Genomic DNA, 12,752 nt, shown 5'->3' with positions numbered 1-12,752 from the left:
GCCTTTTGTAGGGTGCGCATTCTTGCGCACCTGCAGCTCGAAGTATGACGGGTATGAATAAAGGGGGAAAACGGCTAAACTTCTGCATCAGTTGTCCACCACTCACAGACCAAAAGGCTCAATACAACGTGGCTCAATTCGTCTATAGCATGCATCGCGTCGGCAAGGTCGTTCCGCCGAAGCGTCACATCCTGAAGAATATTTCTCTTAGCTTCTTCCCTGGAGCAAAAATCGGTGTCCTCGGCCTGAACGGCTCGGGTAAATCGACGCTGCTGCGCATCATGGCCGGTATCGATACCGATATCGAAGGGGAAGCTCGCCCACAGCCAGGCATCAATGTCGGTTACCTGCCGCAGGAACCGCAGCTGAACCCGGAGCACACCGTACGTGAATCCGTGGAAGAAGCGGTTTCGGAAGTGGTTGGCGCGCTGAAGCGTCTCGACGAGGTGTATGCGCTGTACGCCGATCCGGATGCCGATTTCGACAAGCTGGCCGCCGAACAGGGTCGTCTGGAAGAAGTGATCCAGGCGCACGATGGTCACAACCTCGATACGCAGCTAAACCGTGCGGCCGATGCGATGCGTCTGCCAGACTGGGACGCCAAAATCGCCACCTTGTCCGGTGGTGAACGCCGCCGCGTCGCGCTGTGCCGTCTGCTGCTGGAAAAGCCGGACATGCTGCTGCTCGATGAACCAACGAACCACCTGGATGCCGAATCCGTGGCGTGGCTGGAACGCTTCCTGCATGACTTCGAAGGCACCGTGGTGGCGATTACGCACGACCGTTACTTCCTTGATAACGTAGCCGGCTGGATTCTGGAGCTGGACCGCGGCGAAGGTATTCCGTGGGAAGGTAACTACTCTTCCTGGCTGGAGCAGAAAGATCAGCGTCTGGCGCAGGAAGCCTCTTCCGAAGCCGCACGTCGCAAATCGATTGAGAAAGAGCTGGAATGGGTGCGTCAGGGCGCGAAAGGCCGCCAGTCGAAGGGCAAAGCCCGTCTGGCACGCTTTGAAGAGCTGAACAACACCGATTACCAGAAACGTAACGAAACCAACGAACTCTTCATTCCACCTGGTGCGCGCCTTGGCGACAAAGTACTGGAAGTGACCAACCTGAAGAAATCGTATGGCGATCGTGTGCTGATTGACGATCTGACTTTCTCCGTACCGAAAGGCGCAATTGTCGGCATCATCGGTCCGAACGGCGCGGGTAAATCGACGCTGTTCCGCATGATGTCAGGCCAGGAGCAGCCGGATTCCGGCACCATCGAGCTGGGCGAAACCGTCAAGCTGGCGTCGGTGGATCAGTTCCGTGACGCGATGGACAATTCCAAAACCGTGTTTGAAGAAGTTTCAGGCGGCCAGGACATTATGCGTGTCGGCAACACCGAGATGCCAAGCCGTGCTTACGTCGGTCGCTTTAACTTCAAAGGCACCGATCAGGGCAAACGCGTGGGTGAGCTGTCAGGTGGTGAACGCGGTCGTCTGCACCTCGCCAAGCTGCTGCAAGTCGGCGGCAACCTGTTGCTGCTCGATGAACCGACCAACGACCTCGACATCGAAACCCTGCGCGCGCTGGAAAACGCCCTGCTGGAATTCCCAGGCTGTGCCATGGTGATCTCGCATGACCGTTGGTTCCTCGACCGTATCGCCACCCATATCATCGATTATCAGGATGAAGGCAAGGTGGAGTTCTTCGAAGGTAACTTTACCGAGTACGAAGAGTACAAGAAACGCACCCTCGGCGCCGACGCGCTGGAGCCGAAGCGTATCAAGTACAAGCGTATGACGAAGTAATTGTTATAACGTGGAAAAGGCGCCGATTGGCGCCTTTTTTATCGCTGCATTAACTGCCCAGCATCTGCTTAACCAACTCCACACAGCGCAGGAACCGCGCGTCGTAGTCATCTTCTTTAACGTGAACAAACTCGATATTGTTTTCGCGCAGCATGGTGATCAGCATGGTCTGGAACTCGCGGCGATCCATTGAGCTGCCAAGGCTGCGCAAGCCATCCGCCACCCACGGCACGTTATTCTCCAGCAAAATCACTAAATCAAAACGGTACTCATCAATCAGCGCCTGTACAAACGGATGTTCACGCCCTTCGTACTTGAGGCAAAACGCCTGCGTGGTGATGAAGTCGGTATCGATAAAAGCCACTTTGCTGGCGTATTTCACCGCGAAATCGATGTACTGCGCCTGGCCGAGCGCGATTTTGTCGTAGTCGGAATATTGCAGCGCCATCTCATCCCCGCCGAGGTGCGAGAAGACATAATCGCGGCCATATTCCCACGCGCTGGTGGTATTGAAGATGTTTGCCAGCTTGTTCACCAGCGTCGATTTACCGCTCGATTCGCCGCCCAACACCGCGACGGTGCGCACAAAGAACGGCTTCACTTCGGTGGGAATGTATTCCCAATAGCGGAACGGATCCTGACGAATCTGGCCGCCGCTGATGTTCATAAAGGATCGATTAGGATCGACAACCACCGCTGGAATGCCAAGATGCTGTTCATACATCGCGGCGTCGGGTTCTTCGCTGGTGTACACACAGTTCGGCTCGATGCCCTGCTCGGCCAGAAAAGTTTTCACCCCGCCGCTCCACACATCCCAACCGTGCGGATAAGGTTCGATGCCCTCTTCGTCGAATGAGTGGATGCGGATATTTTTCTGGTATTTGAAAGTTTGCAGCAGCCAGCGCAGACGATCGCTGATGGTCGGCTGTTGCGACATGGCGCTGTTTTCAAACAGTTCGCGATCGCGCGGATCGTCGTGGCCCATGATGATGTGCAGTTCATCCACCTGGCTGCAGGCGCGCTGGATCAAATAGATGTGGCCGGTATGCAGCGGATAAAATTTACCGAACACCACGCCCACGGTTTTATCGCGGCGCGGAAATTCCAGGCCAAGAAAACGGTGCAACGCTTCCAGCTTCTGCGCGCTTGGGCTTTTGATTTTGGCGTTGAGCAGCTGGCTTAAGTAGCCTTTGGTCATTCCGCTGGCGTCGGCAACCTGCTGCAGCGTGTGGCCTTGCTGGCGAATGGCTGTTTTCAGGTAGTCAAACGATGACATTTAGTGCCTCCTGCGTGGAATAAAGGGCGGTGCGGCCTTTAAGACGGTGCGCATACATGCGCACCCTACGAACGTAGGGTCGGCATTCATGCCGACCGGTAAAACTTACAACTCATCCAGAATCGCTAACGCATCCGCCAGCTTTTTCGCGCTGTACACCTTCATGCCTTCAACCGGTTTCTTCGGTGCATTACCGGCTGGTACGATGGCGCGCTTAAAGCCGTGCTTGGCGGCTTCGGAAATACGCTCCTGGCCGCTCGGCACCGGGCGAATTTCACCCGCGAGCCCCACTTCGCCGAAGATCACCAGATCCTGCGGCAGCGGACGATCGCGGAAGCTCGACACCATCGCCATCAGCAGCGCTAAATCGACGCTGGTTTCAGTGACTTTTACGCCGCCCACCACGTTGACGAACACATCCTGATCCGCCATCTGCAAACCGCCATGACGGTGCAGCACCGCAAGTAAGATCGCCAGGCGATTCTGTTCCAGGCCCACCGCCACGCGACGGGGATTGCCCATCATCGAGTGATCAACCAGCGCCTGAATCTCCACCAGCAGCGGACGCGTGCCTTCCCACAGCACCATCACCGAACTGCCCGAGGTGATCTCATCCCCGCGTGACAGGAAAATGGCGGAAGGATTGCTGACTTCGCGCATGCCCTGTTCGGTCATCGCAAACACGCCCAGCTCATTTACCGCGCCGAAGCGGTTTTTATGGCTGCGCAGGGTACGGAAACGGGAATCGGCATCGCCATCCAGCATCACCGAACAGTCAATGCAGTGCTCAAGCACCTTCGGGCCGGCCAGCGAGCCGTCTTTGGTGACGTGACCGACCATAATGATCGCCACGCCGCGCGTTTTGGCGAAGCGCGTCAGGTACGCGGCGGTTTCACGCACCTGCGCCACGCTGCCTGGCGACGACTGGATCTCCGCCATGTGCATCACCTGGATCGAGTCGATCACCATCAGTTTCGGCTGCTCCTGCTCGGCGATCAGGCAGATCTGCTCGATGCTGGTTTCCGACAACATATTCAGGTTTTCGGTAGGTAATCCCAGACGATGAGCGCGCATCGCGACCTGCTGCAGCGATTCTTCGCCGGTGACGTACAGGGTTTTCATCCCTTCTGCCAATTTGCACATTACCTGCAGCAGCAGCGTCGATTTACCGGCACCCGGATTACCACCAATCAAAATGGCGCTGCCCGGCACTACGCCGCCGCCCAGTACGCGGTCAAACTCTTTGAAACTGGTGGAGAAACGCGGCAAGGCTTCGAGACTGATCTCCGAAAGCTTCTGTACGCGACTGACGCCCGCGTTGCCGCCGGCATAGCCGCTCAGGCGCTCGTTACGCGCTGCCGCAGGCGAGGCGGCAATGCGCACCTCGGTAATGGTGTTCCACGCATGGCAGGCGCTGCATTGCCCCTGCCAGCGCGGATAATCAGCGCCGCATTCGTTACAAACGAAGGCGCGTTTTGCCGCTTTGGCCAAATCAAATCCTCAGTTAACGCTCTTCGTGAATCAGGCTGCCGGTCAGGATGCAGAACACGCCCATCAGGTCAGCATGGCGGATGATGATCTCCGTCTGCTCATTCACTTTAGGTTTAGCATGATAGGCGATACCCAGCGCCGCGGTTTTAATCATCGGCAGATCGTTCGCGCCATCGCCAATCGCCACGGTTTGTTCCGGGGCGATGTCAAAGCGTTGCGCCAGATCCTTCAGGGTATCGGCTTTACATTGGGCATCGACAATCTGCCCCAGCACCTGGCCGGTCAGCTTGCCGTCGCGAATTTCCAGCTCGTTGGCCACCGCCGCCGCTAAATGTAGCGTCTGGCGTAAATAGTCGGCATAGAAGGTGAAGCCACCGGAGGCAATCGCCACCTGCCAGCCCAGCGCCTGCAGTTTCTGCACCAGCGTGGTTAAGCCTGGCATCAGCGGCAGCGCGTCGCGCACCTGCATCAGGATGTTGGCATCGGCGCCCGCTAAGGTGCCAACGCGCTCGCGCAGGCTGGCTTTGAAATCCAGCTCGCCGCGCATCGCGCGTTCGGTGACGTCCGCCACCTGCTCGCCGCAGCCCGCCAGTTTGGCGATCTCATCAATGCACTCAATCTGGATCGCCGTGGAATCCATGTCCATCACCAGCAAACCTGGGGTTTTCAGATGCGGGATTTTGCCGAGCGGCGCGACATCAAAACCGGCGTCATGCGCCAGTTTGCTGGCGCGCGGCGTCAGCGAGCCGGCTAAGCGTACCACCTGATACTCATCGACGTTCCACGCGCTGACGATCACCATCGCCGCCCCCAGCTTATGCTGGTAATCGGTGAGCTTTTGTTTATCGAGTCCGCGCCCATACAGCAACCAGCCAGTCCGACCAGCACGGTAATCCAGCGGCATCACTTCATCACCGCTGAGGGAAAGGGGTAAACCCGGCCAAAGTGAGACATCGGCGGGCAGATCGCACCAGGTAAGACGATTTGGCATTACAGCTCCTGTAGGGACAACAAAACCACGCAAGAGGCTACCTTGTCTGCGCGGGTTCTGGCAACATAATTGCCAGCCTTTCTGCTGTTACATCACACGGGTTTCTGATGGTCAAAACCGCACTGAAATTTCGCCTGCATCGCACGGTGATTGTTCTTATCTCGCTGGCACTGTTAGTGGTGCTGATGCAAGGCGCATCCTGGTTTAGCCTCGGCCATCAAATGGCGCGTTCTGAGCAAGTGGAAGAACTGGCGCGCACCCTGACCAAACAGGTGGCGTTCAGCCTGAAACCGTTGATGGATAACAGCGATGATAACCGCACGCAGATTGCCGCCATCCTCAATCAAATGACCGATAACAGCCGCATTCTGGATGCATCGGTGTATGCCGATGATGGCAGTTTGGTGGCGCACAGCGGCGAAGGCATTAATGTGCGCGATCGTTTGGCGCTGGATGGCAAACGCGCCGGCAGTTACTTCAATCACCAAATCGTGCAGCCTTTGGAAGGCAAAGAGGGGCCGCAAGGTTTTCTGCGCGTGACGCTGGACACCCATGTGCTGGTGACGGAATCGCGCCAGGTGGATAACACCACCAATATCCTGCGCCTGATGATGTTACTGGCGCTGGCGATTGGCATCATCCTGACGCGTACGCTGCTGCGCGACCGCCGCACCCGCTGGCAGCAATCGCCGTTCCTGCTGACGGCAAGCCGCACGGTGAAAGAGGATAAAGAGGAAGAGGCAGAGGCGGCGGCAACATCAGAGACAGAGAAAGAGCGCTAATAATCTATCCGTTTTACCTCTTCTCAACCCTGCATGAATAGATTCGTGAATAGATACTTGAAAAGATTTTTTGCACAAAAAAGCCCGCACAGCGGGCTTCTTTGCATCATCACGATGACGACTGTAAATAGATACTTTTAATGTTCAGTCAGCAGCGCTTCCAGCTCGGCCAGATTTTTCACCTGCCAGGTTGGTGTGATGTGATCGGGCAATGGACGCGTGCCGTGATCGATCCAGCAGGTTTTCAGGCCGGCATTCATGCCGCCGAGAATATCCGATTCCGGCGTATCACCCACCATCAGCACGCGGCTGCGATCCGGGTTGCCGAGCAACGCCAGCGTATGATCGAAAATCGCCACGTCAGGTTTCGGTACGCCAACCTGCTCCGAAATCACCAGCGCATCAAACACATCGCGGAAGCCGGTGCGTTCCAGGCGCGCTTGTTGCAACGCGGTGAAACCGTTGGTGATGATGGCGATCTTCACCTTGCCTTTCAGGGTCGCCAATAGATGCGCGGCGCCTTCCAGCGGCAGGCAAATCTCGGCCATCGCGCTGAGGAAGTCGCTGTTCAATACTTCCGGCGCCACGCTGAGCTTTTCGCCCCACAAGGTGAAGCGGCGCGTTTGTAGCTGCAAGGCAGAAATGGTGCCGTTCTGGTAATCGACCCACAGCGGTTTGTTGATCGCCTGATAATCGCTGTAATCCTGCGCGCTGAACTGCACGTCATACTGCGCGAACATGCGCTGCAAACCGGCGTAGGCATCAAAATGAAAAAGCGTGTCGTCTGCATCGAACAGGATGCAGTCCCAATCGTTTAGCATGGTGCTCCTTACAGGGTTAGCGCCATAATGATGGCATCTTCTCGTCCGCTGGCAGTGGGATAATAGTTGGGGCGAATGCTCACCTGATGGAATTCCAGCTGCTCGTATAAGGCGATCGCCGGCGTATTCGAGGCGCGTACTTCCAGCCACAGCGTCAACACATCGCGCTGCTCCAGCTCAGCAATCAGGTGCTGCAACAGCTGGCGCGCCAGGCCACGGCGCTGGAAATCAGGATCGATGGCAATGTTGAACAGTGAAGCTTCATCCAGCACCACTTGGGTGATGGCGAATCCGGCCAGCTTACCTTCAACTTCAATACGGAAATTAACAAAACGTTCGCCCTGATTGCTGGTGAAGGTTTGCTCGCTCCACGGGAAGGCATGCGCGCGGCGCTCAATCGCCAGCAGCTGCGGCTGGTCTTCAGGGGTGACTAAAGAGATGGCTGTCATGGTTACACATCTGTTGCCACAGCGCGCGTTTGGCCGCGCCGCTGCTGATCAGTTCATTGAAAACGGCGGTGTTAAAGGTAATGCCGTTAAAGGGATGTTCGCTCTCCACGCCCAGCAACCAACCGGCGCAATCGACCTGCTCCGGTAGCATTTGCAGTTGCTCTGGCGTTAACGCCATTACCTGCGTGGGCTGAATATTCAGTGCGCGCAGCACGTCGCGAATCAGCGGTTCTTGTAGCGTTGGCGCCTGTTCGGCCACCAAAATCAAACGTGTATCGGGCGAAAGCGTGACGGCAATTTCCCCTTGCAGCACGCGTGGACGCCGCAGCTGATACTGCGTGATCCCCATTTGCTGTAGAAGCCAGTCGCGCCTTGTGCTCATGCTATTACCCGTTATGCTGCCAGAATGCGACGCTATGCTAGCAAACCCATCGAACATGCGCCAACAAAGCACTCTACACAAAATAATTCGAGTCCCTTCATCGGGCTAATACTCGTCAGTTAAGCAGCGCATTGGCTCCGGGCCGTTACCTGGTCGCCATAAATGGCGTAATGCTTGTCAGTTAAGAGATGAAAACCCCAACGACCTGGCGCACACATTGTAGCGGCGCAATTTATTGCGCGATAAATCGCGCCGCTACGTTATGTACGGTAATTAATACGGCGCTTAACTGATCGGCATTACGCCATAAATGGCGACCCTACGTTTATAGCGCTGGGTTTTCGTAGGGTGCGCATTCATGCGCACCTGCATAACCTGGCACTTTTTTGCTTAAGTGAGCGGCATTACTCCTCATCGGGCCTACTTTTGCTACAGGAAGGCGGCAAACGCGTTCACCTGATGAGCTTTCTTCAAATAAGTGATTCGGGTGAGCGAGAGCAGCCAACGCACCTGTAACTTGCAGTATGACGTGTATATAATCGCCCCACTGATTTAACAGGAGTGTTCCATGTCTGCTTTTACCCCGGCCAGCGAAGTGATTCTGCGCCACAGTGATGAATTTACCGCCCGCAACGTATTGTTTGCTGGCGACCTGCAGGATGACCTGCCCGCCCAGCTAGAAACCGCGTCGAGCCGCGTGCATACCCAGCAATATCATCACTGGCAGAACCTAAGCCATCGCCTTGGTGAACGTGCGGTTTACAGCATGGTCGCAACCGCTGCCGATGTTGAAGGCTGCGATACGCTGGTTTATTACTGGTCGAAGAACAAACCCGAAGCGCAGTTCCAGCTACAAAACCTGCTGTCATTGCTGCCGGTGGGCTGCGATATCTTCGTGGTGGGTGAAAACCGCAGCGGCGTGCGCAGCGCCGAAGGCATGCTGGAAGCATGGGCGACGCTAGAGAAAGTCGATAGCGCGCGTCGTTGCGGCCTGTATCACGGTCGTCTCGACAAGCAGCCAACCTTTGATGCCAGTGGCTATGGCAACACCTATCAGCTTGAAGATCTCACCATTCACACCTTGCCGGGCGTGTTCAGCCGCGATGGCCTGGATATCGGTAGCGATCTGCTGCTCTCCACCTTAACGCCGCACTTCCGTGGCAAAGTATTGGATATCGGCTGTGGCAGCGGCGTGCTGGCAACCGTGATGGCGAAAGTGTCCCCGCGCGTGCGTTTGTGGCTGTGTGATGTGCATGCCGCGGCGATTGAAGCGAGTAAAGCCACGCTGGCCGCCAACGATCTGGAAGGCGAAGTGTTTGCCAGTAACGTGTTCTCTGACGTCACCGGTCGTTTCGACATGATCATCTCCAACCCGCCGTTCCACGATGGCCTGCAAACCAGCCTGGAAGCTGCTAACACGCTGATTCGCGGGGCGCTGAAGCACCTGAACAGCGGCGGCGAGCTGCGTATCGTCGCCAACGCCTTCCTGCCCTATCCGCAGATTCTGGATGAAACCTTCGGTAACCACGAAGTGCTGGCGCAAACCGGCCGCTTTAAAGTTTATCGTGCGGTATATGGTCGCGGTGCCAAAACGCGTTAATCCGCGATAATACCCGCGCGGCGGCAGAAACGTTGTTTTTTACAGCGATCGTTTTGTCGCCGCGAAATATGTGTTGACGCAATGAGTAAAATCTCTAAAATGCGCCTCCGTGGTTAGCAATACTTTAGAGTGTTGTTAGTTTGCGATGGTGGCGGAATTGGTAGACGCGCTAGCTTCAGGTGTTAGTGTTCTTACGGACGTGAGGGTTCAAGTCCCTCCCTTCGCACCAAACTAACTAATCACGATGTTTGTATCTGCGCACTGAGCGATGGTGGCGGAATTGGTAGACGCGCTAGCTTCAGGTGTTAGTGTTCTTACGGACGTGAGGGTTCAAGTCCCTCCCTTCGCACCAATGCGACGATATAAACAAGACAACTAAGATGCGATGGTGGCGGAATTGGTAGACGCGCTAGCTTCAGGTGTTAGTGTTCTTACGGACGTGAGGGTTCAAGTCCCTCCCTTCGCACCAACAGTTGTCACGCCTTTCGAGCAGTACATTCCCAGATAGTTTTTCCAACGAACTTCACGCTCTCAGCGTGATGTTGTCGTTTCTGCGATTTGATCAGATGACGTGGAAATTGACCGACACCGCCGCTAACCCGCCTGCCAATGCCAGACAAGACGGCAACAATAGATAGTGACGCAGGCGATGGTGAAACAGCATCACGACGGTGAGCAGCAGCGCCACGATCATCACCACGCGCCATTGGCTGAAACTCGGTTCCCATAACGCGAAAACCGGCATCGCTGCGCAAGGTAATAACACGCCCCAGCCGCTATCCAGACGTTTACCCATTATCCAGCTCACGCCCCATAAGCCGCAGGCGGCCATCATCGCCATGATCATCGCGCAACCTCAAATGATAAATATTCGTATTATCATATGACAATATTTCTCATCTTGCAGCGACTTTTTCATGCAAAGTCCTGCCGGATGACAGAAATACTGGAAAATGCTAAATTGCCGCCGATAACCTTATCGCTAACACAACAATAACGTGCTCTCTATCCGGGCAGGCAAGCTATTAGCTGCGGGTAGCGCTTTGATATATCAGGGCTGTCACGAGAATAATAATGAAATTACAATCTTATGATGAGTTGAAACAGAGTAAATATCGGCTATCGCTGATGCTCTTTCTGTTTCTCAATGTCGCCGTTTCGCTTTTTTTCCTGCTGCCTATTTTAGGCAGTGATAACCCAATACGCTCGTTGCCGGTGGCCGTTGTGGCGGGCTTCAGCAGCACACTGCTGGTTATTTGCTTAATGGCGTCAAAACAAAAATTACCGCTATTAAATCCTGTCGCTTTTATATTGGGTGCGCTGTGGGCGTGGCATATTAACCACAGATATCATCTGGTTTATTATTTTGATGGCAGTTTTCTACTCATCAGCCTGTTAAGCGTCTTTTTTATCAGTGCCATTGCCTTAAGTGATTATTTAATCGCATTTTGTTTACACATCGCACCGCCGGTATTCACCGTGCTGTTATTGGATGATGGTCAGCATTTAATGATGATCTTATTCACTATAATGCTGCCTTTAATCGGTTTTTCACTGCACCATTTAATGCGTCGTCGTTTTGATACCTTTACCCGTCGGCTGGTGAGCCAACTGTACGAGGAAAAAGAGAGCTTCAGCGATTTGAGCATGCTCGATCCGCTTACAGGCTTGTATAACCGCCGTGGATTGAAAAATCGCCTCGATACCATCATGGAAAACCACGCTGGCAGCCACTTTGTGCTGCTGCTGGATATCGATCACTTCAAGGCCTACAACGACAATTACGGTCATGCGATGGGCGATCAGGCGCTGGCACGCGTGTCGGTGGCGATTCGCGACGCGGTACGGTCGCGGGATGTGGTGACGCGCTACGGCGGCGAAGAGTTTTTGGTGTTGATGACCAACGTCAACGCCTCAATTGCGATGAAATTGGCTGAACGTATTCGCCAGTACGTGGTGGATTTGGAGATTCCGCATCGCTTCAATGAGAAAGTCTCGACGCATGTCACCGTCAGTGCCGGAATTGCCCCGATTTTCGATGAAGATTTTGACGAGGCGGTGATCAACGCCGACCGCGCGCTGTATGTCGCGAAAAATCAGGGACGTAACACTATCCTGGCGTGGGAAGATTTGCCGAAAGTGACGCAGGTGAGTAACGAAGTTTCGTAAATATCACAGATTGCACACATCGTAGCGGCGCAATTTATTGCGCGATAAATCGCGCCGCTACGGAATGTGTACACTATTATTCCGCGTATTATGTCATTCACCTCTCGCACCGCACATGCAGAAAAGTTGTGCAATAAACCGGGAACGATTATCATTTGTCTCTCGATTCCCGTTATCACTCAGGACCGGCATGGCCATCATCACGCGTCAGGATCATCGCTTCAGCGAGCATCCCCTGATCTTTATGCAGAGCGATCGCAGTTTAGCGAGCGCGCTGGAAGATCTGATGCGCGATCAACGCAGCTACCTGCTGGATAACCTTAAGCTCGGCCAACCGGCGCCCGCCGGGACGTTAACGCTGGCCGAATGGTCCAATCCGCTTAATTATCGCCGCCTGACGCAGCGTTACAGCGATTATCTTTACCGCGATCATCCCGATGTGCAGCAGGAAGCCAAGCCGCTGCAATCACTGTGGGCGCAATGGTATTTTGGCTTGTTGCTGCCGCCGCTAATGATGGCGTTATTGCTGGAACCGCGCGCGCTGAACTGCTCGCCGCATCTGATTCACGTTGAGTTCCACGAAAACGGCCACCCTTGCGCGTTCTGGCTGGATGTGCAGGAAGATGATGATGCGCGCTACCTCAATGCGCAACAGCGTATCGATCGCCTGATTCAGCAATGCCTCATTCCGGCGGTAAACGGCATGGTGCAGCACGGCGACATCAACGCCAAACTCATCTGGAACAACATGGGCTTTTCGTTCTACTGGTTCCTCGGCGAGCTGAAAGCCCAACTGCCAGAACACACGGTTTTACAGCTGGAACAGGCGCTGTTTTTCAGCAAATCGCTGCTGGATGGCAGTGATAATCCGCTATATCGCACCATGATCCCGCGCAACGGTGAAATGGAACGGCGCAGCTGCTGCCAGCGCTATCGCATCCCCGACGTAGAACGTTGCGGTAACTGCACGTTAAAAGCGGTGTAGCGCTCGCGCA

The 12,752-nt window shown here is 55.0% G+C and carries 12 protein-coding genes and 3 tRNA genes; 8 read left to right on the top strand and 7 right to left on the bottom strand.

Annotated features, from left to right (window positions below; translation table 11 throughout):
* Window positions 1–128 precede the first annotated feature (128 nt).
* A complete protein-coding gene (gene ettA, locus AC6I8K_RS03010) occupies window positions 129–1,796 on the top strand; it encodes an energy-dependent translational throttle protein EttA (protein ID WP_008101764.1) in 1,668 nt (555 codons plus the stop codon).
* A 49-nt stretch (window positions 1,797–1,845) separates the two neighbouring features.
* On the opposite strand, the gene nadR is transcribed toward ettA, so the two are convergent.
* The 3 genes from nadR to serB all read right to left on the bottom strand — a co-directional run bounded on the left by nadR (window position 1,846) and on the right by serB (window position 5,554).
* Window positions 1,846–3,072: a multifunctional transcriptional regulator/nicotinamide-nucleotide adenylyltransferase/ribosylnicotinamide kinase NadR gene (gene nadR, locus AC6I8K_RS03005; RefSeq protein ID WP_064737651.1), complete on the bottom strand. Its 1,227-nt coding sequence runs from the start codon at window positions 3,070–3,072 to the stop codon at window positions 1,846–1,848.
* A 105-nt stretch (window positions 3,073–3,177) separates the two neighbouring features.
* Window positions 3,178–4,563 (bottom strand): DNA repair protein RadA, encoded by a 1,386-nt coding sequence (gene radA / locus AC6I8K_RS03000; protein WP_007886867.1) that lies wholly within the window; start codon window positions 4,561–4,563, stop codon window positions 3,178–3,180.
* 13 nt (window positions 4,564–4,576) lie between these two features.
* Window positions 4,577–5,554, bottom strand: a complete 978-nt coding sequence (serB, locus tag AC6I8K_RS02995; protein ID WP_497826212.1) for a phosphoserine phosphatase — start codon at window positions 5,552–5,554, stop codon at window positions 4,577–4,579.
* A 107-nt stretch (window positions 5,555–5,661) separates the two neighbouring features.
* On the opposite strand from serB, the gene AC6I8K_RS02990 reads away from it, so the two are divergent.
* The gene (locus AC6I8K_RS02990) at window positions 5,662–6,336 is read left to right on the top strand and encodes a YtjB family periplasmic protein (protein WP_483816762.1); all 675 of its coding nucleotides are present in this window, start codon (window positions 5,662–5,664) and stop codon (window positions 6,334–6,336) included.
* A gap of 137 nt (window positions 6,337–6,473) precedes the next feature.
* Here the strand turns inward: AC6I8K_RS02990 and yjjG are convergent, their stop codons facing one another.
* Genes yjjG through AC6I8K_RS02975 form a run of 3 tightly spaced genes read right to left on the bottom strand, consistent with a single transcriptional unit; the run spans window position 6,474 to window position 7,988 of the window.
* Entirely contained in the window at window positions 6,474–7,157 is a 684-nt protein-coding gene (gene yjjG, locus AC6I8K_RS02985; protein ID WP_497826211.1) for a pyrimidine 5'-nucleotidase, read from the bottom strand.
* Window positions 7,158–7,165: 8 nt separating this feature from the next.
* Window positions 7,166–7,606, bottom strand: a complete 441-nt coding sequence (rimI, locus tag AC6I8K_RS02980; RefSeq protein WP_064737660.1) for a ribosomal protein S18-alanine N-acetyltransferase — start codon at window positions 7,604–7,606, stop codon at window positions 7,166–7,168.
* Window positions 7,578–7,988 (bottom strand): DNA polymerase III subunit psi, encoded by a 411-nt coding sequence (locus AC6I8K_RS02975; RefSeq protein ID WP_064737661.1) that lies wholly within the window; start codon window positions 7,986–7,988, stop codon window positions 7,578–7,580. Before AC6I8K_RS02975 ends, rimI begins: the two co-directional genes overlap by 29 nt.
* A 568-nt stretch (window positions 7,989–8,556) precedes the next feature.
* Between AC6I8K_RS02975 and rsmC the strand changes: the two genes are divergently transcribed.
* From rsmC to AC6I8K_RS02955, 4 genes are all read left to right on the top strand, one after another.
* A complete protein-coding gene (gene rsmC, locus AC6I8K_RS02970; protein WP_483816759.1) occupies window positions 8,557–9,588 on the top strand; it encodes a 16S rRNA (guanine(1207)-N(2))-methyltransferase RsmC in 1,032 nt (343 codons plus the stop codon).
* A gap of 142 nt (window positions 9,589–9,730) precedes the next feature.
* Window positions 9,731–9,817 (top strand) — tRNA-Leu (locus tag AC6I8K_RS02965).
* Window positions 9,818–9,853: 36 nt separating this feature from the next.
* Window positions 9,854–9,940 (top strand) — tRNA-Leu (locus AC6I8K_RS02960).
* A gap of 30 nt (window positions 9,941–9,970) precedes the next feature.
* A tRNA-Leu gene (locus AC6I8K_RS02955) sits at window positions 9,971–10,057 on the top strand.
* 93 nt (window positions 10,058–10,150) lie between these two features.
* Here the strand turns inward: AC6I8K_RS02955 and AC6I8K_RS02950 are convergent.
* A complete protein-coding gene (locus AC6I8K_RS02950; RefSeq protein WP_007886848.1) occupies window positions 10,151–10,435 on the bottom strand; it encodes a DUF1435 domain-containing protein in 285 nt (94 codons plus the stop codon).
* Window positions 10,436–10,662: 227 nt separating this feature from the next.
* Here AC6I8K_RS02950 and AC6I8K_RS02945 point away from each other — a divergent pair, with 227 nt between their 5' ends.
* Window positions 10,663–11,757 carry a GGDEF domain-containing protein gene (locus AC6I8K_RS02945; protein ID WP_497826210.1) on the top strand — a complete coding sequence of 365 codons (1,095 nt, stop codon included), beginning with the start codon at window positions 10,663–10,665 and terminating at the stop codon, window positions 11,755–11,757.
* Window positions 11,758–11,947: 190 nt separating this feature from the next.
* Window positions 11,948–12,742, top strand: coding sequence for a siderophore-iron reductase FhuF (gene fhuF / locus AC6I8K_RS02940; RefSeq protein WP_483816757.1), 795 nt, complete (start codon window positions 11,948–11,950; stop codon window positions 12,740–12,742).
* The last annotated feature ends 10 nt before the right edge of the window (window positions 12,743–12,752 follow it).

The sequence above is a fragment of the Pantoea sp. X-Soil-ISGK-421 genome (assembly GCF_059730785.1).
The sequence above is the reverse complement of the archived record's forward strand: the minus strand, read 5'-3'. Positions and strand labels throughout refer to the sequence as shown.

Coding starts and splice junctions, on each gene's coding strand:
- nadR (WP_064737651.1), bottom strand. CDS start 3,072: ATGTCATCGTTTGACTACCTGAAAACAGCCATTCGCCAGCAAGGCCAC.
- serB (WP_497826212.1), bottom strand. CDS start 5,554: ATGCCAAATCGTCTTACCTGGTGCGATCTGCCCGCCGATGTCTCACTT.
- AC6I8K_RS02990 (WP_483816762.1), top strand. CDS start 5,662: ATGGTCAAAACCGCACTGAAATTTCGCCTGCATCGCACGGTGATTGTT.
- yjjG (WP_497826211.1), bottom strand. CDS start 7,157: ATGCTAAACGATTGGGACTGCATCCTGTTCGATGCAGACGACACGCTT.
- rimI (WP_064737660.1), bottom strand. CDS start 7,606: ATGACAGCCATCTCTTTAGTCACCCCTGAAGACCAGCCGCAGCTGCTG.
- AC6I8K_RS02975 (WP_064737661.1), bottom strand. CDS start 7,988: ATGAGCACAAGGCGCGACTGGCTTCTACAGCAAATGGGGATCACGCAG.
- rsmC (WP_483816759.1), top strand. CDS start 8,557: ATGTCTGCTTTTACCCCGGCCAGCGAAGTGATTCTGCGCCACAGTGAT.
- AC6I8K_RS02950 (WP_007886848.1), bottom strand. CDS start 10,435: ATGATCATGGCGATGATGGCCGCCTGCGGCTTATGGGGCGTGAGCTGG.
- AC6I8K_RS02945 (WP_497826210.1), top strand. CDS start 10,663: ATGAAATTACAATCTTATGATGAGTTGAAACAGAGTAAATATCGGCTA.
- fhuF (WP_483816757.1), top strand. CDS start 11,948: ATGGCCATCATCACGCGTCAGGATCATCGCTTCAGCGAGCATCCCCTG.